This is a genomic window from Peptoanaerobacter stomatis (assembly GCF_000238115.1).
GTDB lineage: Bacteria > Bacillota > Clostridia > Peptostreptococcales > Filifactoraceae > Peptoanaerobacter > Peptoanaerobacter stomatis.
Window position 1 is genome coordinate 301,666 of the sequence record NZ_JH414546.1, and the last position, 20,271, is coordinate 321,936.

Sequence of the window (20,271 nt, forward strand, 5' to 3'; positions counted from 1 at the left end):
ATTTTATCCTCTGCCCAAATCGCTGGTACTTCCACTTATATTCACATCAGTTTTGCCATAAGTTATACCCTTTGACAAGTTTTTATGTTCATTTTTGTCGCTAATATTTGTACCAGCACTATACCACGCATCTCTTAGAGTTTCAAGCATCTTTACTATGCTTTCAGTCTCAGATGTATCTTTTTTTATAACGACATTGTTTATAACTCTATTTATATATAGATACAAGTCAATACTTGCGTTTTTGAACTCATTGTTGTCATCTCCGAGAGTAGATATGAGATTTGACAGTATATCTCTTATCTTATCTGATGAGGCAAAAATTTTTTCTTTGTCATCTTTACTTATATATTTTTCCAAATCCTGTATATTTTCAATTAGAGCTTGATATTGAAGTGCCACAAGTTCACAGGAATTGCCGGTAGCTATCTTAACAGCCAAATCATCCTTATATGACATTATTTCTCTCCTTAACATCGCAAAAAATTCGTTTAATACTAAAGAAAAAATAACAGATAATTATAAAATTCTTTAATAATGTACAAAAATAACTGTGATAAAATTAATTACAATATATTTTTTCTCCTATTATGCAAAGAGCATTTGTATTTTTTATCATTTCATTTGTCAAGTAAGACAAAATTTTTATAAAGCTTTGTTTAAGAAATATATAATATAATTTTAAGTGTAATTATAATTTTTTATTTTGCAAGCTGACACTGGTCTTTACCCCCACACTCGCCTGCTGGAACTTTTGCTTGGGTTTGCCTCACTGATCATTCTCTCGTAATTTACGGCAGGACTTACGTCTAAGATGCACTATGCTCACTATATCGTTTTTGTATAGCTTACGTGGATTCCTTTGCCTGCATCTGGCATGAACTTGCAACCACAGACCTTGCAAAATATGATATAAGTGTAACATAACATAACAAATATGTAAACAATTGTAATTGAATATTAATGTTTTCATAAAAATTTACTGATATAATGTAAACTAACATAATTTATATATAACTGAATTAATTTACAAAACTGTAAAATATACTCATCAATATAGATTTATTAAATAATTATTCCGTAAAAGTTATAAATTCAAAAAATATATGATATATAAAATTTTTTATAAGTTTTTTTGCATTACATAGATTTTCACATTTTTACAAGTAAAAATATAAAAATAACTGCAAGTAGGTGATAATTTGCTTCAAGATATTGTAAAATCTCCATTTATACAAATAAAGCATATACGAAAAGTATATCGAATGGGCAATGAAAAAGTAGTTGCATTAAACGATGTGTCGCTTGATATAAAAAGAGGAGAATTTGTTTGTTTTTTAGGTAAATCAGGCTCCGGCAAATCAACATTTTTAAATATGGTAGCCGGACTTGAAAAGCCCACTAAAGGAGAAATAATTATAGGCGGTATACATATAGAAAAATTGGATGAAGAACAAGTCACATTATTCAGGCAAAAAAATATAGGCTTCATCTTTCAGGCATATCAGCTCATACCCTCGCTTAATGCTATAGAAAACGTAGCACTCCCATTAGTGTTTAGAGGTATGTCGGCAAAGCAGTCACAAAAAGTAGCCAAAAAGTATCTTGATGACGTTGGACTTAAAGGCTATTATAACAGAAAACCGAGCCAAATGAGTGGAGGACAACAGCAAAGAGTTGGAATTGCAAGAGCTCTTGTAGGTAACTCCAAAATTATTTTTGCTGATGAACCTACAGGAAATTTGGACTCCAATACCACTTTGGACGTAATGAATATAATAGTTGACATAGCAAAAAAAAATAACCAGACAATCATACTCGTAACACACGATAATATGATAGCCGATTATGCAGACACTATAGTCGAATTAAAGGACGGAGATATAATAAATATATCAAGACCTGTACGAAAGCAATAAATACAGAATTCTAACACACTCTTCTACACAACCATATCGAATACTATAAAACTAATGAGCAATAAAACTGATTTAGAACCTGTAATTTTAGTTGCATCAATATGCAATGATATATGAATAATATTAGAAAATATAAAACAAAATTTTCAAGGAGGAAATGATTATGTATTGCTCAAAATATCAAAAAAAACGAAATGAACGGCAAAATTTTTGTTCAAATAATAAAACAGTTATTATATTTTTTGCAATTACAATACTTGCATCCTTTATCTTGCAGACAAAATCAGCATCAGCCGATAGTCCAAGTTTAGCAAAAAAGATTGAAAAAGCAAAAAAAAATATAGTTTGGATCGATAAAAAATACGATACATATCTTAATTTAGGCGAAACTATTGTCGGAGTTTTAAAAGATGAAAATATTAAACACGTCAGATTAGATTTTATGGATAATAACTTAAAAACTATAATAAACTATAAATATGCAGATAAAGAGTTTTTAATTTCAGATTTTATTGATGATTGGGGCTTTTTGCAAGACTCAGTGCCTGTACCGAAAGATAATAAATACGGATATATAGATAAAACCGGAAAAGAAATAGTAAAGCCGAAATACGATGACGCATATGAGTTTTCAGAAGATTTAGCGAGAGTACAAAAAGATGATAAATGGGGATTTATTGATAAAACAGGCAAGGAAATAATAAGCCTTAAATACGATTACGAATTGGATTTTTCCGAGGGCTTGGCAGCAGTACAAAAAGATAATAAATGGGGATTTGTTGATAAAACAGGCAAAGAAATAATAAAACCTATGTATGAACGTGCACCTAATTTTTGCGAAGGCTTAGCGAGAGTACAAAAAGGCTACAAGTGGGGCTTTATAGACAAAACAGGCAAAGAAATAGTAACACCTAAATATGATTATGCTTTCGACTTTTCAGAAGGCTTAGCTACAGTACAAAAAGGCGAAAAATGGGGATTTATTGATAAAACAGGTAAGGAAATAATAAAGCCTAAATATAAGATTACATCTTCTTTCTCTGAAGGCTTGGCAGCAATACAAAAAAATGAAAAATGGGGATTTATTGACAAAACCGGCAAAGAAGTGATAGACGCTAAATACGAAATTGTACACGACTTTTCAGAAGGCTTCACAGCTATATCAGTAAATAAAAAATACGGATTTATTGATAAAACAGGCAAAGAGATAATAAGCCCTAAATATTATTTTGCATATGAATTTTCAGATGGCTTGGCGAAAGTGCAAAAAGATGAAAAATGGGGATTTGTAAATAAAAACGGAAAAGAGATTGTACCGCCTAAATATGATTTTGTCTATAAATTTTCAAAAGGGTTGGCAAGAGTGATGAACGATTACAAATATGGCTTTATTGATGAGAACGGAAAAGAAATAATAAAGCCTATATATGATAAAGCCAGCGAGCTTAAAAATAATATGATTATATTGGAAAAAGGCACTAAGGTTGGAGTATTAATCATCAAATAATATATATTGAGATTGTATTCAAGAATATAAATAATATTGTAATTTAGTTAACCAAGAAAATAAAATACTTAATAAATAAAGAGGATAATAATGAAAATAAATAAAAAAATTGCTTGTTTTATATTATCAACTGCACTTATATTTACACCATTTTTAGTAAATATACACTCTTATGCAGAAACAACAAGCGTAGACAATGAAGAGGACAAAAGAGAGCAAGAAGAACGAGAAAGACAGGAAGAACAAAGAAGACAAAAGGAACGTGATTACTATGTAGCAGTAGAAATGTATTCAGATTTTCCAAAGCTCAAAAATGATACACAAAATACATTGACATTACAAATAAAAAATACAGGCGGTTCGCATTTAGAAAAATCAAAGATAAAAGTAAGTGCATTGCCCGGAGAAATATCACTTACAGGCGGTAGCAGTACAACTCAAGATATCGGCACTATATATGTAGGTAACCAAACTTCCATAAACTACGAAGTACAAGTAAGCAAAGATGCAAAAACAGGAACATATCCTATAACATTTGAGTTTACAGGTAACTACGGTACAAGTGTAGAAAATTATAAAGCATATAGCTATTCAAAAACTTTCTACTTAAATATAACAAAGACAGAAAAAGAAAAAGATAAATCACAATACAAACCGTTTTTAATACAAAATATCAAACATCCGGCAATAATAAACAAAGGTGATGTAGCTGACTTGACATTCAGCATCAAAAATCCGAACGACAAACCTATGAGTTCAATAAAAGTAAGTGTCAGTCCTGATGAAGGTATAGTCAATCAAACCCAAGGAGTGTTCGTAGAAAATAATTTTCCTGCAAATGGCGAAAAAACTTTCAATGTAAAATTATTCGCACAGGAAAAGGCAGAAAAGAAAAATTATTCTATAAAATTGACTGTAGAGCCCACAAATCCTACTGAGCAAACAGATTCAAAATCATCAGACAATTCAGACGAAACACCGAAAATATTGCCTACGTCTACACAATATACAGGTATATTTTATAATGCACCTGACAAAGATGAAGTTGACGGTGTCAAAAATCCGCAAATAATAATATCAAGTTATTCATACGGAGGCACATATGTAGAGCCGAATCAACAATTTCCTCTTACTATGAGCTTTGTAAATACAAGCTCACAAAAGGTGCTCAGAAATATAAAAATATCTCTCAGTGCAGAAGAAGGGACATTTATAGCTGTAAATTCATCAAACTCTTTTTATATTGACAGTATGTCTCCAAACTCATCCGTTACAAAAACTATAAATTTCGTTACAAAGCCTGATGCAACCACAAAAACTGTTGCTATGACAATAGATTACACTTACGAAGACACAAAAGGTACCGCCCTTACAGCAAAAGACAGCATCTCAATTCCTGTTATGCAAAAAACTCTCTTGAGCATAGATGACGTTTCTAAACCACAAGATGTAATGGAGGGTGAGCCTGTAAATATCAGCCTTAACTTTTATAACTTAGGTAAAACCAAAATATCAAATTTGAAAATGGTAGCAAGCGGAGATTTTACAGTACAAGGTGAAAATTCATACTTTGTAGGAAATTTAGAACCCGGAAAAAATGATTCATTTTCAATAAGTGCTATGCCAAACGATCCAAACAAAATATCAGGTGTTATAGACTTCACTTATGAAAAATTGGACGGTTCAATAGAAACTGCACAAAAAAAATTCAATTTCACTCTTAATCCTATATCTCCAATGCCTGATAATAACAATATGGATGATATACAGCCTCCTAAACATGATAACAAAATTATTTATATAGGTGTAGGTATAGCAGTCGTTATAATAATCGGCATAATTCTTAAAAAGAGACATAATAAGCGTAAAAAAAGTCAGGAGCTTGATTTAGATGAATAAAATACAGCTTTTAAAAATGGCTTTTACCAACTTATTTAGGAGAAAAGCCAGAAGTATATTGGCAATACTCGGTGTGCTGATAGGAACGGCATCAATCATAACTATGGTATCCATAGGTCTTGGAATAAGCAAAAATTTTACGGATACAATGAAAAAAAATGAAAGTCTTCACGTAATACAGATATTCGGTATAAGCAAAAGAAATCAGACTCCCGGAAGCCAGACTATGAAAATGGACGATAAAGCCATAAAATATCTAAAAAATATAAAAGGGGTTACATTTGCTACACCTGTAAAAACCCTCAATACAAGAGTTATAATAGGCGACTATGTTGCAGATATGAATATAACCGGAATTGACCCTGAATTTTTTGATAAAGCTCATATAGAATTTCAAAGCGGACATAATTTAAAAACAGGAGATAAATTCAAATTTATATTCGGTTCTATGACAGCTTTTAATTTTCAAAACTATAAAACAGGCAGATATATAGATTACTCTCCTGACGGAAAAACACCGATAAATTTTGTAGTACCGAAAATAGAACTTACAAATGATCCTGAATATAAAAAAGCGAAAGTTACCGGCAGAAGATATGGAATTACTCGAGAGCAAAGTGAAAATCCTCCTAAATACGAAGTGTTCAGAGCAGGAGGAGTCGGCGTTATAAGAGGAGAAGGAGAATATTCTTTTTCAGCATACACCACACTTGAAACTTTAAATTTAATAGAAAAATCCAATAAAAGAGCTGAAAATGCCGTAGGACAAAAAAACAGCAGATACGAAAGCAGAAATAATGACCAATACCAAAGCATAATGATATATATAGAAGACATAAATCTAATATCGGATATAACGAAAAAACTTAGAGAAGAAGGTTTTGAGTTCTATTCCATTATGGATGAGATAAAAGAGGCTCAAAAAACATATGCCATGATACAAGGTGCTCTTGGAGGAATAGGTGCCATATCACTACTTGTTGCCGCAATAGGTATAACAAACACCATGATAATGTCAATCTATGAGCGTACAAGAGAAATAGGCGTCATGAAAGTAATAGGTGCAAGTCTATATGATATAAAAAGATTGTTCTTGTGTGAAGCGGCATCTATAGGATTAATCGGCGGTATACTTGGAACTGTACTGAGTTTAATAATTTCATATGTACTTAATTTTCTATACTCCACATTTGGCGGAGGCGGTATCGGAATGATGGATATGTATTCTTACGGTTATATGGGAATGGGCACAGAACAATCATCCGTATATATATCTTACATCCCGCCATGGCTTGTTATGTTCGGAATATTATTTTCAACATTTATAGGAATCGTATCAGGATATATACCTGCTAAAAAAGCTATGTCACTATCAGCACTTGAAAGTTTAAGAAATGAATAAACATATTGTAATACTATTTTCTAATAAAATAATGGATATCTTGTATAATTATACTCCATTAATATAAATAATTTATTAGAGAAATTATTTATATTGATTTTCCATTATTCTATAAGATTTTAGTAAAAAAAGCAATCAACGAAAACAATTGATTGCTTTTTTTTACTATTTTATTTTCCGGCTACATAGTTAAATTTAAGAGGTTCATCAAATCCCCAAACTTTAACTTCTATTTCATATTCTTTTCCGTTTTCAAATATATTCGCTTTTTCCAAATCCTTAGCTGTTTCTTTTATCTTTCCGTTTTCGTCAAATACTTCTGTAGCTTTTATTCTAAGTCTTCCTTCTACAGTTACCGGTTCAACTTTTACAGGTTTGTATTTGCTGTCACTTTCTTTTGCTTTTTTATCTGTTATTGTTATGCTTTCTATATTTTTATATATGTTTGCAAGGTCGTTGTCGCTTACTGAAAGTTTATTGTCTTCAAATTTCAAAGTTTCTTTACTCTTTACAACAAAATACGGATAGTGCATATTTGTTCTTTCTTTATCTCTTTCACCGGAAACAAAATCAGGTGAACGATAAGCACCGCTTTCATCAACTATGTTTACATAGTAATGCCCCGGTTTTAAATCATTCGGTATTGTAAGAACAGTTCCGTCTTCACTCAATTTTACATCTTTTATTATATCTTCACTATTAAATACTCCCTGTGATACATTTAGAAGTTTTAATTTGAAATCTTTAGGAAGTGTATTTGTAAATTTAACAGTTGTTGTTCCTATCTCTATTATAGGTGTAATAGGTGTCAATGTTTGTTTATCTGTAAGGAACATTTTGCCTTTTCTACCTTCCATTGCGTTTATAACCGCCTGTTTTATCGCTATGCTGTCAGCTGTAGCTCCTGAAACTACGTCAGCCTCACCTTTTCTCATTTTCATAGCTTTTACTTGTTCTAATGTTTTTCCTGCAAACTTATCATATATATTTCCTGCTGTCATTCTGTTCCAATAACGCTCATGTTTCATCCAGTCTTTTTCCTGCGCTCCAGGCATAAGTCCTTTTATTTGTGTAGAATCATTGGCTACTTCCACGATTTTGTTATTTTTGTCAAGTACTACTTTTACTCTCATATCGTAAAATGGCGGACGTAAAAATAATTTTAAATCCGGATATTCCGCTTGATCCACATTTGAATATCCATATACAACTTTATAAGGCACATTTGTATTTGAACCTTTTGATATAGATGAATTCACTTCCAACTTGAATGTGTTTTCTTTATTTTTATAAGTTTTTTTAGTTTTTTCAAATTTATCTACATTATTAGGAAGTTTTATGCTGTCCACTTTGCTGTTTTTTTCTACCGATATGTCAGCATTTACAGTTTTTATGTCAAGTTCTTTGACTTTGGCGTCTATAACTGTTTGGTATTCACTGCCGAGTATATCTGACAATTCTAATGTTGCTATTTCTCCTGCACCTTTTGTTTGTATTTTTGCAGGTGTTTTTACAACCAATCTGTTCAATTTTGTTTTATCGTCTAAAACTACATTTATTCTTTTTCTAATTTGTTTGTCTATTATTACTTTTCCTGTTATTTTGCAATTGTTAAGAGAAACTTCTTCCGCTCCTCTTATTACAAGGTCTCCGTCTATTGTTATATTTTCAAGAACAACCGCTCCGTCTCTTAAAGTGTCTGATATTAAAGCATTTTTTGAAACTTTTGCATTTCTTATTTTTACTTTAGGTTTTTCATTTGTTCTTTCAGGATTTGTTATTTCCATACTTGGATATGTTTTTTCTTGTGCATCAAGTGATTTTTCTTCAGAATCTTTATTTGATTCCACTGTAAGCGGCGCCTGAACACTTTCAAGAGCATTTGAAACCGCCTTCATAAATCCGTTTGATGATATTGTTGCTCCTGCTAAAGCATCAACTTTTATAGATTGTGTTTTTACTATGTTATCTGCCAATATTTTTGCTTTTTCCGCATTAAAATAAATAGGTGTATCATTTTGACTTAAAAGTTCGACTGATTTTATAGCTCCACCTGATACTGTAACTTTCACTTTTATGTCTGATGAATATCCTCTTGCCGTACCTTCATATACTCCGTCTACATATTTGCTTTCTTCTTTTTTCTTGCTGTCATCAGTTTTATTTACTGTTGTTGTCTGCTCAGTCTTTGCACTGTCATTTTGTGCATAAGATGATGATATCGCCACTGCAGAAACAGCCATAACCATTGATAAGGCAAGAACTAATTGCATATTTCTCTTCATTTTTACTTCCTTTCCGATACCTTAAACAATTAATTTACAAATAATCTAAAATATACAAATTTTTATAACAAAATTTAACTAAGCAAAAATTCTTTGACGATATAATTTTATAAAAATATGTATCTATAACTTTTTAGCAAAAGAGATTATAACACAATAAATCATTATATGCAATTAATATTCAATTTTATATACTTTTTTTATTTAAAAGCAATATATATCAGAATAGTTTATATTTTTATATTTTTTTTATCAAATACATATAAACATATTTCTTATTTTTATGTTTTATAACGCAAAAGATTGTTTTCACAATATTTTATACTCATAGGAAATTTATGCTGAGTACTATTTAAAATACGGATAGTAACATTTAGGATTATGGTATAAGATTTTATTTAATTTGAAGCTTGGGCATTCTCAAATCTCTTCCTATAAATTTATATGTGTTGTAATAGCTGGATATTCTTGAAAATGTACGTTGCTCATATCTTTCTTGCAGTTCGTCTTGTGTCAGATTGCTCGATATTATCGTTTTTCTTCCATTTACCGCTCTTATATTTACTATGCTGAACATTTGGTTTCTGACAAAATCATTGGTCATCTCCGAGCCTAAATCATCTATGATGAGCAGGTCACAATTATACACAAGCGAATTAAAAACAGCTGCATCACTGTTTTGCGTCTTATCTGATGAAAATACATACCTTGCCAACTTTTCAAATAATTCACTACTGCTTTCATAAACTACATTTTTTCTTTTTTTAATCAATTTTTCCGCTATGCAAAGGCATAAATACGACTTACCTACTCCAACCTGTCCATAAAATAGCATTGATTTTTCATTTTTGTCATCAAAATTATCTATAAAAGATAAGGCTTTATTTCGCATTTTGCTCATAAACTCTCTTTGAGTAAACTTCCCTATTTTTTTAACATCGTCAAATATTTCTATGTCAAATTTATCAAAGTTACAGTCTTCAAACAGTTTTGACATATTCATATTTTCATAAACAAGTGAGTTATATCTGTTTATATAACATTGACATCTTGAAATTTTACCGTTATTCTCCAAAATGCCTGTATCTTTACATATATTGCACTCATAGTTCATTTTAATTGATGACATATCTATATTGTTTTCCATTATATATTGTTTTTTTTGCTTTTTCAGCTCATCTATATCCTTGTAAGTTTTGTTATTTACATTTTTTTCTTCTATCGAATCTTTCACGATGCTTAGGTATTTCATATTTATCTCGTCATCTATCTTTTCAAGATATGGATATTGTTCATAAAGCTTTCTTTTTCTTTTTTGTAAATTTATTTCATTTCTTCGTCTTTTATTTTGATATTCCAGTTCTATGGAAGATATTATTTCTTGATTTGTTCTCATTTCTATCTCCTGATGGTTTTATATAATTCTAAAAATTATCCAAATCGTTATTAGACAATATGGCGTCTTCCAAGTCTTTGCCTGTCAAAGTAGGCGTATTTACATATGTCTGTCTTTTTACAGTTTTTGTAATGTTTTTAGGTTCTGTTTTTCTCATATTTTCTTGTTGGTTTGCAAATATATTTTCTAAATCCTCCAAGCTTATGTTTCCAAAAGAAAGAATGGTTTCTTTTTGCAAGTCGCCTGTGTTTATATTTCCTGTTATAAAATCAAACAAGGTATCTATATCATTTGTTTTATTTTGCAGATTCATATGTTTTATTGCTGAGAATACTGTATCTAATGGGTAATTTTTGTATAAAAATGAGAGTTTTTTTTCTTCATCTTCAGTTATTTTTCTATCTGTATTTTGTAATTTTATTATTTCCGTTTTGAAATTTGTATAAGCCGTCTTATCTTTTTGTAATATTTTTCTCGTTCTTGTATAAAGCTCATACCATTTATTCAATATGGCATCCAAATATCTGAAATTCGGAGATTTTATTTTAAGTGTCTCATCTATAGCTTTTTCTATAACTTCTATGGAAAAACAGTATTCATCTATCCATTTATCCATTTTTTTCATCTCAGGTTTTGTAGGCAGTCTATATTCTCCGAAATATTTTAATATTTTTCTATATGTGGCATATCTTTCATTTATATTCGATAAGCTGTTGTCCAAGTCCTTAGAAGTATAGATTCCTTCTCTTATCCATAGCTTCAGTGTATTCAAGGCTTCGTTTACATTTACGCTTTTGTTGTTATAATATATGAATTTAAAAGCCTCTACCACTACTTCATAGGCTATGTCATTATTTTTAATGGTTGTATCTATCTTTTTTATATCGTATGCGTTTAAATGCACTTTTGTGATTTCTTCTATCTTGTCATACATCTGCCTTAGTTTTTCATTTTTACTGCTTATATATTCCATTTCATATGTAGTCTCTTGCTTTTTACTATATTTGTTAAGAGGTAATATCTCTATCGAATAGTTATCGCTTTGCGAATTTTCTACATAGTGTTTTCTTATTAAATTAAATTTTTCCAAATAGTCAAAGGCTGATATGACATCAAGATAGTCTATATTTAGATCTTTTGCTATATCTTCATTGTTTTTTACACCTATTTTATCTATATTGTTTGCCAAATAATATGTGTACATATACACCTTTAAATATTTGTCATCTAAATATGGCATAATCTGCTCAAAAAACACATTATGTATCAATGTATACGACTTTGCTTCATTTGTATTTGATAAAAAAAACATATTGATTCTCCTACTTTATATAATGCAACTCTTAATTTATCTGTATATTAATATCTGTTAAAAAGATTATATCTTTATCTATGTAGACAATGTTTTTATGATTTTCAATATAAAAATATTAAATCTTCCATACTTTAATTTATTATATCCAAAATATTTTTTATAATATTATATCATATTTTGAAATATTTTATCAAACCTACAAAATACTATCTCTCCATAGCTCTATTTATACTAATAACAAATTTAATAGTAGAGATAATTCGTTCTCTATGAATAACAACCTTTTACAATATCTTTAGTTAATAAACTTATGGTGTCACATAATCTATCCACTAAATAATTCAATGCTTTTATTGGTTTTTATACTATTTTATAATAAAATTATTGATAAATTGTATAATTATATAACATCAATATAAATAGTCTACCGGGAAAATTAATTATTATGTTTTTCCATTGCTATAAAATTTGGATATAGCTTTAGCATTAATTATTTAATAATCAAAAAAAGACAATAAAAAAAGAATACCTTAATTTATAAGATATTCTTTAAATTCGTTTTTATTATAGATATCTTGCAGCTGTAACATATCTTGGCGCATAATAGCTGTCATTTATATTAGATACAACTACTCCACTACCATATGAAGATGCGTGTATAAAATTACCATTTTCTATATATATTCCAACATGTGATATTCCACCATAAGTGTTGAAAAATACCAAATCACCTTTTTTCAAATTAGCTTTTGCAACTTTTACTCCGCCATATGCCTGGCTTGATGCAGTTCTCGGCAAGCTTATTCCCATTTGTCTGAACACATAACTTGTATATCCCGAACAGTCAAAAGCACTTGGTCCTAATGAACCGAATGAATATGGAGAACCTAATTTTGATTTCGCTATTACTATAAGTTTATCAGCATCTGCTGAAACTGATATTTCTTCTTCCACTTTTTCAGCTTGTCTTTCTTTTTCTACTTTTTCCTCTATTTTGGTTTGTTCTTCATTTAAGGCAAGCAATTTTTCCAATTCTGAAACTTCTATGTTTACAGGCTCAGCTACCTCTTTAGCAACTGTAGTTTTTGTCTCTACTTCATTATTAAATATTTCAGCTTCATCCGCATAAGAAAAATTCATACTTAATCCTGCAAATCCCAACGTAAATATAGCTGCAAGCAAAGTTTTCTTTATTATCAAAGTTATGTACCTCCAACTTGATTATTTTTTTAATTCTATGTGTTATTTTTAGTTACAATTTTATCTTTATCTGTAATCACTTTGTAAATTATAGATTATTTTTTTCAGTTTGTCAATAGTTTTTCAAAAAAATATTTCTTTTTGTTACAATTTTTCTGTAACATTATTTCTTAAATATGTTGATAAAACAAGATTTTTATGTTACATATAATTTATTATTTCAAATTTATTTACAATTTGTAACTTTTTGCAAACATTTGACATAATTTATAATTGATGATAAAATACATCAGTCTATCAGTGGATATATCTATATTTAAATTAGATAACAGTATCATATTCACAGATAAGTGTTTCTTGGCACCCACTAAAAAAATCAAGGAGGAAATTTTATGAAAACAAAAATTTTGACAAGACAGGCACTTATTGCATCGATTTACTTCGTAGTAACTTATCTTTTAAAGGACATATCTTACGGTCCCGTTCAATTCAGAGTTGCTGAAATATTGAACATATTGGCTTTTTACAATCCTATTTACATAATAGGTGTTACAGCAGGTTGTTTCATAGCCAATCTATACTCACAATTCGGCGTTTATGATTTAATTTTCGGTACTCTGCACACATTTATATCCCTCACTGCTATGAGCAAAATTAAAAATGTCTATGTAGCATCTCTGATGCCATCACTTTTTTCATTCATAGTAGGTATAGGAATAATGTTGGCAACAGGTACAACAGCAGGCTTTTTCATAACAACAGCTCAGATAATGCTAAGCGAATTTGTAGCTGTGAGCCTAATATCCGTACCACTTTTCAAAGTATTTGAAAAAAACTCTTATATAAGAGGAAATATACTATACATCCCATTTTCATAATTTATAAATAATCGCCAATTAATACTGACATTTCTCATATAATAGAATTTTAATCTAATTTAATTTTCTAATACTATAAGAAAATCATCTATATTTTAAAAAAGATATTGAAATCAATTAAAATATAGATGATTTTTTATGCAAAAAAAATACTTTAAGCCATGTAATAATACATAGTTTAAAGCATTTTAACTTTTATATTATTCTACTCTTGTACCGAATAGGAAATTTCTCACATCTATACTTGCTATACTTACTACATCACCCGGTTTCGGTGCGTGTATCATCATTCCGTCTCCTATATATATTCCTACGTGTCCAGGGAAGTGACATAAATCTCCCGGTCTTAATTGTGAACGTGATACTCTTCTTCCTACATTTACCTGCTCATACGTAGTCCTCGGTAAATATATCCCTCTTTGTGCATAAACATACTGAACAAATCCTGAACAGTCAAATCCTCTTGGTGTAGTTCCTCCCCAAACATACGGTACTCCCAAATAGTTATAAGCAATTTTTAATACAGGTGCAACCTTAGGTTTAGTTCCCACTTTTATAACTTTAGGTTTTGGTTCTTGCAACACTTTTTCGCTAAGCACATTAGAAGATATTACATTTCCGTTTATCTCCGTTACTCTGCTCTCCACTGATTTTACTCCGTCAGAGCCTGACGACTGAATAACGGACTCTCCCTCATACATGGAAGAATCACCTATCGTAGTAACTCCTCTTTTTATAGGTTTTTCAGATGTCGCTGTATAAGATACTTTTACATCAAACGTCGGTTTTTCAGATGTTGCATTTGATGATGTTATATATGACATAGCCTGACTGTAATTAAGTATTTTGTCTACAGGCACATTTTTTGATTCTATCAAAGATATATTGCTTACTATTTCAGCCTCTGCATCTTTTTTCCCTTCCAAATACGGAACTTTTACTCCTTCAAGTATACTGTCCATAGACTCTTTGGAATCTATAGCAAATGCTATTCCGTCATCAGTCTTGAGTATAAATGCCGGCTTTTTAATGCTCAGCATTGATGATACCATAATTTTAAGATCATCTGCATTTACAAGTTTATTTCCGTCAAGTTTTCCTTTTACAAACTTAACATCCATATCATATTTGATATCTTCGCCTTTTGTAACTCTTAAATCTTTATCAAGAGATGATAAAGTCTGCATTATATCATTAGGATTTTTAGTAAATCCTATATGCTCTCCGTTAACTAATATCTCATATCCTATTCCGGGTTGAAATATGGCAAGCGAAACTCCAACTGAAAGCATAAATGCTATTATAATCATGTATAAACTGTTTTGCTTAACTCTCTTTAAAAGTAATCTCGAAGTGGAATAATCAAATCTGTCATATGTTCTGGATCTTATAGTAGAAAAATCATTATCTCTTATCATTATTTAAATTTACCCTCCCGAAGTGCATAAAATATACACTTTATCTTAACCGTATAAACACTTCAATACCTTTTTATGTAAATCGCTCCTTTTTAATTACACACTGTATCTAATCTATGTTACCAAGTATAACTTAAAAAAAGCTTAAACCTAAAATTACGTCCTCAAAAAAATGTAATTAAAATTTAATAAGTTTTTATTCAAAAAGATTATAGCACAATATTTACAAAAAGGAAACAAAAATATTTATTTTTTACTTTCAGATATTTATTTCATTTAATCTGATGCTGTTACCTGAACTAAATATTTGTATATTAAAAAAATGCCGAATTGAATGTATTTGAATGTCTAAATACTACCAATGCCTGTTTCAAAAAATATAAAGACGTTTATACGAAATATATAAAAAATTTACAAATATAAAATAGTAAAAATATCTCATAATTTATACTTAAAAATACTTAATAAAAATATTTTTAATGATATAATCTATAGTTAATATTAACCCTAATCCTAAAAAAATCTATAACTTGAACGGTATCGGTTTATTTTTCATCTATTATATTTCCAATTTCAATGTTCAGTTATTCGAACACAGTTAACATATTAATAATTATAAAATATAAATTCAGATTTTATATGGATTGGCTTGAAATTATTTCGGAGGTTTCTCATGAAAAAACTGTTCAAATCAAAAAGCATAAAGACTGATATTACCTTTAGCTTTGTATTAATAATTTTGATTTCAAACATATTGTTGTTCGTTTTTAACAATCAAATATTGAGGAAATATTTTTCATTGCAGGTAAATGATTCTATTGAGGTTATTACTAAACAGGCGGCGGATATAATTGAAGAAGATATAAAATCTACCGAATCTCAAGTAGATGCTCTATCCAAAACTTGGGCGTTTACAAAGAATTTGGACAAAAATCAAATAGCAGATTTTTACGAAAACTCTGCGAAATCAATGGGATTTATCGAATTTGAATATATCGACACAAAAGGAAACGGACTTAATCTCAACAAAGAGGCCTCAAAATGGGACGCAAATCAAAGAGAATATTTTAAAAGAAGTTTAAACGGAGAAGTATATACAAGCGAAATTCTTACAGACCTTGTAACAAATCAAAAAATGATAGTTATATCATCCCCTTATTATGAAAACGGAAAAATAGAAGGAGTTTTCATAGGTATAAAAGATGCAAATTTTATAAGTAAGTTATGTAAAAACTTCAAATGGGGAGAATCAGGTATACTTTCAGTATATGACAAAAACGCAAAAATTGTAGGACATACAAGAGCAGAAATAGTGGAAAAAGAATTAAACCTTGTAGAAGAAGCTAAAAAAGACAGCTCATATAAAGAAGTGGCAGATTTTTGGCAAAATGAAGTTTTACAAAAACAGTCAGGTGTCGGAGAATATTTTTTTACCGGAAATGATAAGCTTGCAGGATTTTACAACCTTGACAACAGAGGATATGCTGTGCTTGTTTCTATAAACAAAAGCGAAGTGTTTGCTCCGCTTACCGCTTTAAGCAAATGGTTAAGCCTGGTTGCACTTGTAATAATCATAATCTGTGCTCTTATAGTTTATTTCTTAATAGCATCGAGTGTAGCAAGCGCATTTAACAATATTAAGAAAGATTTGGAAAAAATAGCCGATTATGATCTTATATCTAATCCGAGCGAGGACTATTCAAATAGAGCTGGCGAAGTCGGCGATATATACAGATCAAGTATAATGTTGAAAGAAAATTTAATAAACATAGTAAATAATATAAAAGCATCCACAGAATTGCTTGAAAACAGCTCCAACCTTTTACAGGAAAAATGTGATTCGGCAAATAGTATAGCCAATGACATATCAAACAGTATTGATGATATAGCAAGAGGAGCTACTTCTCAAGCCGAAGATACACAAACAGGTGTAATTCAACTTCAAAATATGACTGATTTGTTAAGCAAAAACAAAACTAATTTACAGCAGTTAAATTCCGCATCCGATAAAACAGAAACACTTAAAAACGAAGGCGTGGATACTATGAACGAACTTCTTGAATCTACTCAGAAAAATAAAGATATATCAAAAGATATCAAAGAAGCTATGGATAAGACAAAAAATAGTGTCGATGATATAAAATCAGCAGGAGAAATGATAAAATCAATAGCTGAACAAACAAATCTGCTTGCCTTAAATGCAGCAATCGAAGCAGCAAGAGCAGGAGAGGCAGGTAAAGGCTTTGCGGTTGTTGCAGAGGAAATTCGAAAATTGGCTGAAAATTCAAGCTCATTTACAGAACAGATAAATAATTCAGTTGCAGAATTGCTATCAAGAGCAGATTATGCTGTAGATAAAATCAATGAATCGTCTACAGTAGTAGAAGAACAATCTATGAATGTAAACGAAGTTGAAAAGAAATTTGATGGCATAGCTGAATCCATAAATTCACTTAGAGTTTCTTTAAAAGAGATAATCTCATCTAACGAAGAGATAGACAAAGCACAAGGAAGTCTATATACAATAATGGAAAATGCCTCAGCCTTATCAGAAGAAAATGCAGCATCTACTCAAGAAGTGGCAGCATCTACTCAAACACAAATGAGTTCTTTTGAAGAAATATCAAACGAAAGCACACAGTTAAAAAACCTTTCGGAAGAATTAAAAGATATAATAGATAAATTCAATATATAAAAACTTGATAATCCATTTTATATAAGTCTTTACACAAATAAAAAATATTACTATAATACACACTAATTCAAAGTGTATTATAACAATATCATTAAAAAATTATTTTTCAAAACGATAAATATAGAAATTTTATTTGTAATAGAGTTTAGTATTATAAACGTATAAATACTAAACTCTATTTTATATTATAGGATACAAAAAAACAGACAGTTATACAAATACGATATAACGGTCTGTTTTTTTATTTAGTTTTTTATTCTTTTTCTTTAGTATTTAATAACTTTCTCATAGATGCCGCACAAACGGCCATAGTTGATACATTATGAAGAAGCGCTGTAGTCGCAGGTGCCAATACGCCTGCAATTCCCAACATTATCAGCGATGTATTAAATCCTACTATAAAATTATAATTTGAATGTATTCTTTCAAATAAATTTTTTGACAATACTCTTAGAGTAATAAGATCATTAAGGTCACTTGAAAGCAATGTTATATCCGCAACTTCTCTTGCTATATCCGAAGAATCTTTCATTGCTACAGATACATTTGCGGCACTTAGAGCAGGAGAGTCGTTTATTCCGTCACCTACCATTACAACTTTTTTACCACTTTCTTTTATGCTTTCAATTATCTTATATTTTTCATCAGGCAATACTTGTGAATAGCAGCTATCTATGCCAAGTTTATTGCATACGGATTTTGCAACTATATCGCTGTCACCTGTTATCATAATAACATTTTCAAATCCGTTTTCTTTTAATCTTCTTATAACATCTACCGCCTCATCTCTTGGCGGATCGTCTATACAAAATATTCCTATTATTTTATCTCCAAGGGCAAGAAACAATGTGGAATATTCTTTACAATCATTCAACAATACTTCCAACTGCTCATCTGTCAATTTTATGTTTTCATCATCTTCTATAAAATGTCTACTTCCGATTAAGGCTCTTTGTCCGTCAAGCTTTGAAGATATACCGTGCGCTACTATATATTCCACTTCCGCATGTGTTTCCTCGTGAATTATATTTCTGTCAGCTGCCTCTTTTACTATTGCACGGGCAACAGAATGAGGAAAGTGTTCTTCCAAACAAGCTGCTATTTTCAAAACTTCCGACTCACTGTAATCATAAAAAGAAATTATTTTTGCAAGATGAGGAGACGCATTTGTAAGTGTACCCGTTTTATCAAAAACTATGGTATTTGCATTCGCATATTCTTCCAAAAATTTGCCGCCTTTTACTACAATATTATTTACAGACGCTTCTTTCATAGCGGATATTACCGTTATAGGTGTTGATAATTTTATCGCACATGAATAATCAACCATAAGCACTGCCATAGCTCTTGTAATATTTCCCGTTAAGGCATATACTCCTGCAAAAGATATTAAACTGAACGGCACTATACTGTCCGCCAATTTTTGTGCATTACTTTGAACGTTGGCTTTCAAATCTTGAGATTTATCTATCAAATCAATTATCTTACTTATTCTTGTCTCACTGTCTATTGCAGTAACTTTTATGTTTATATTGCCTTCTTCTATTACACTGCCTGCATATACGCTAAGTCCGTCATATTTTCTTACAGCAAGAGACTCTCCCGTCATACTCGATTCATTTATCATTGCTTCGCCTGAAACAACCACACCGTCTACAGGTATCATAAGACCTGTTCTTGCGATTACCACATCTCCGCATTTTACTTGCGACATAGGTTTTTTAACTTCATTTCCGTCTTCAACAACCCATACATAATCTACATTTATCTCCAAGGATTTTGCAAGTTGTAAACTTGCTGAACGCATAGTATAGTCTTCAAGCAACTGAGAAAAATTAAGCAAAAACATTATAGAATTTGCCGTGGCATAATCATTTACAGCTATTGACGCCGTGATTGATGTCGCATCGAGCAAATCAACATTTATATCTCCGTCGAGCAAAGATTTCACACCTTTGCTCACAAATTTAAGCGCTCTTAGTATTGTGACAAAATTCGAAAAAGGTGCCGGTATAAGTATAGGCATCAAAAATTTCCTTGCAATAAGAGATGCCGCTTTACTCTTGAAATTTCTGTTGAGTTTTTCTAACTCTTCATCTACAGGATAAGCCAATCTTGATATTTTTTCTTTATTCAAAGATGAAAGAATTTCAAGTAACTTTGATTTATACTTACAGTCATAATTTATAAGCACGGAGCCGTTACTTGTACTTATATTAACATCATCGACAAAGTCGAAAGTTTTGAGATAATCCGATACACCGTAAGAAGAATATCTGTCAAACGCATATTCACCGTATCTTACCCTCATTCTCCCGGCTTTATCATATACTGTGGTAAATTTCATACTGTTTTAC

Annotated in this window: 13 protein-coding genes; 6 read left to right on the forward strand and 7 right to left on the reverse strand. The window is 30.4% G+C overall.

Annotation, left to right across the window (positions count from 1 at the left end):
* Positions 1–3 precede the first annotated feature (3 nt).
* The gene (locus tag HMPREF9629_RS01295; RefSeq protein WP_009524502.1) at positions 4–459 is read right to left on the reverse strand and encodes a flagellar export chaperone FliS; all 456 of its coding nucleotides are present in this window, start codon (positions 457–459) and stop codon (positions 4–6) included.
* Between the two features lie 743 nt (positions 460–1,202).
* Between HMPREF9629_RS01295 and HMPREF9629_RS01300 the strand changes: the two genes are divergently transcribed.
* The 4 genes from HMPREF9629_RS01300 to HMPREF9629_RS01315 all read left to right on the forward strand — a co-directional run bounded on the left by HMPREF9629_RS01300 (position 1,203) and on the right by HMPREF9629_RS01315 (position 6,727).
* Positions 1,203–1,919 (forward strand): ABC transporter ATP-binding protein, encoded by a 717-nt coding sequence (locus HMPREF9629_RS01300; RefSeq protein ID WP_009524503.1) that lies wholly within the window; start codon positions 1,203–1,205, stop codon positions 1,917–1,919.
* 163 nt (positions 1,920–2,082) lie between these two features.
* A complete protein-coding gene (locus HMPREF9629_RS01305; RefSeq protein WP_009524504.1) occupies positions 2,083–3,426 on the forward strand; it encodes a WG repeat-containing protein in 1,344 nt (447 codons plus the stop codon).
* Positions 3,427–3,516: 90 nt separating this feature from the next.
* Positions 3,517–5,325, forward strand: coding sequence for a COG1361 S-layer family protein (locus tag HMPREF9629_RS01310; RefSeq protein ID WP_009524505.1), 1,809 nt, complete (start codon positions 3,517–3,519; stop codon positions 5,323–5,325).
* A complete protein-coding gene (locus HMPREF9629_RS01315) occupies positions 5,318–6,727 on the forward strand; it encodes an ABC transporter permease (protein ID WP_009524506.1) in 1,410 nt (469 codons plus the stop codon). The genes HMPREF9629_RS01310 and HMPREF9629_RS01315 overlap by 8 nt, the downstream gene beginning before the upstream one ends.
* 170 nt (positions 6,728–6,897) lie before the next feature.
* Here HMPREF9629_RS01315 and HMPREF9629_RS01320 read toward each other — a convergent pair whose 3' ends face one another.
* The 4 genes from HMPREF9629_RS01320 to HMPREF9629_RS01335 form a co-directional block, all read right to left on the reverse strand.
* Entirely contained in the window at positions 6,898–9,012 is a 2,115-nt protein-coding gene (locus HMPREF9629_RS01320) for an FMN-binding protein (protein WP_009524507.1), read from the reverse strand.
* A 394-nt stretch (positions 9,013–9,406) separates the two neighbouring features.
* On the reverse strand, positions 9,407–10,408 hold the full coding sequence (locus HMPREF9629_RS01325; RefSeq protein WP_009524508.1) for an ATP-binding protein: 1,002 nt from the start codon (positions 10,406–10,408) through the stop codon (positions 9,407–9,409).
* Positions 10,409–10,436: 28 nt separating this feature from the next.
* Positions 10,437–11,720, reverse strand: coding sequence for a DnaD domain protein (locus HMPREF9629_RS01330; RefSeq protein WP_009524509.1), 1,284 nt, complete (start codon positions 11,718–11,720; stop codon positions 10,437–10,439).
* A gap of 567 nt (positions 11,721–12,287) precedes the next feature.
* Positions 12,288–12,923 (reverse strand): C40 family peptidase, encoded by a 636-nt coding sequence (locus HMPREF9629_RS01335; RefSeq protein ID WP_009524510.1) that lies wholly within the window; start codon positions 12,921–12,923, stop codon positions 12,288–12,290.
* Between the two features lie 392 nt (positions 12,924–13,315).
* Here HMPREF9629_RS01335 and HMPREF9629_RS01340 point away from each other — a divergent pair, with 392 nt between their 5' ends.
* Positions 13,316–13,801, forward strand: coding sequence for a QueT transporter family protein (locus HMPREF9629_RS01340; protein ID WP_009524511.1), 486 nt, complete (start codon positions 13,316–13,318; stop codon positions 13,799–13,801).
* A 200-nt stretch (positions 13,802–14,001) separates the two neighbouring features.
* Here the strand turns inward: HMPREF9629_RS01340 and HMPREF9629_RS01345 are convergent, their stop codons facing one another.
* Positions 14,002–15,219: a C40 family peptidase gene (locus HMPREF9629_RS01345; protein ID WP_009524512.1), complete on the reverse strand. Its 1,218-nt coding sequence runs from the start codon at positions 15,217–15,219 to the stop codon at positions 14,002–14,004.
* A 673-nt stretch (positions 15,220–15,892) separates the two neighbouring features.
* Between HMPREF9629_RS01345 and HMPREF9629_RS01350 the strand changes: the two genes are divergently transcribed.
* Positions 15,893–17,914 (forward strand): methyl-accepting chemotaxis protein, encoded by a 2,022-nt coding sequence (locus HMPREF9629_RS01350; RefSeq protein ID WP_009524513.1) that lies wholly within the window; start codon positions 15,893–15,895, stop codon positions 17,912–17,914.
* A gap of 253 nt (positions 17,915–18,167) precedes the next feature.
* On the opposite strand, the gene HMPREF9629_RS01355 is transcribed toward HMPREF9629_RS01350, so the two are convergent.
* Positions 18,168–20,261 carry a heavy metal translocating P-type ATPase gene (locus HMPREF9629_RS01355; protein ID WP_009524514.1) on the reverse strand — a complete coding sequence of 698 codons (2,094 nt, stop codon included), beginning with the start codon at positions 20,259–20,261 and terminating at the stop codon, positions 18,168–18,170.
* Positions 20,262–20,271 lie beyond the last annotated feature (10 nt).

What these genes read in the sequence shown, in the direction of transcription:
- HMPREF9629_RS01295 (WP_009524502.1), bottom strand. Translation starts at nt 459, where the DNA reads ATGTCATATAAGGATGATTTGGCTGTTAAGATAGCTACCGGCAATTCC.
- HMPREF9629_RS01315 (WP_009524506.1), top strand. Translation starts at nt 5,318, where the DNA reads ATGAATAAAATACAGCTTTTAAAAATGGCTTTTACCAACTTATTTAGG.
- HMPREF9629_RS01325 (WP_009524508.1), bottom strand. Translation starts at nt 10,408, where the DNA reads ATGAGAACAAATCAAGAAATAATATCTTCCATAGAACTGGAATATCAA.
- HMPREF9629_RS01350 (WP_009524513.1), top strand. Translation starts at nt 15,893, where the DNA reads ATGAAAAAACTGTTCAAATCAAAAAGCATAAAGACTGATATTACCTTT.
- HMPREF9629_RS01345 (WP_009524512.1), bottom strand. Translation starts at nt 15,219, where the DNA reads ATGATAAGAGATAATGATTTTTCTACTATAAGATCCAGAACATATGAC.
- HMPREF9629_RS01305 (WP_009524504.1), top strand. Translation starts at nt 2,083, where the DNA reads ATGTATTGCTCAAAATATCAAAAAAAACGAAATGAACGGCAAAATTTT.
- HMPREF9629_RS01320 (WP_009524507.1), bottom strand. Translation starts at nt 9,012, where the DNA reads ATGAAGAGAAATATGCAATTAGTTCTTGCCTTATCAATGGTTATGGCT.
- HMPREF9629_RS01330 (WP_009524509.1), bottom strand. Translation starts at nt 11,720, where the DNA reads ATGTTTTTTTTATCAAATACAAATGAAGCAAAGTCGTATACATTGATA.
- HMPREF9629_RS01340 (WP_009524511.1), top strand. Translation starts at nt 13,316, where the DNA reads ATGAAAACAAAAATTTTGACAAGACAGGCACTTATTGCATCGATTTAC.
- HMPREF9629_RS01310 (WP_009524505.1), top strand. Translation starts at nt 3,517, where the DNA reads ATGAAAATAAATAAAAAAATTGCTTGTTTTATATTATCAACTGCACTT.
- HMPREF9629_RS01355 (WP_009524514.1), bottom strand. Translation starts at nt 20,261, where the DNA reads ATGAAATTTACCACAGTATATGATAAAGCCGGGAGAATGAGGGTAAGA.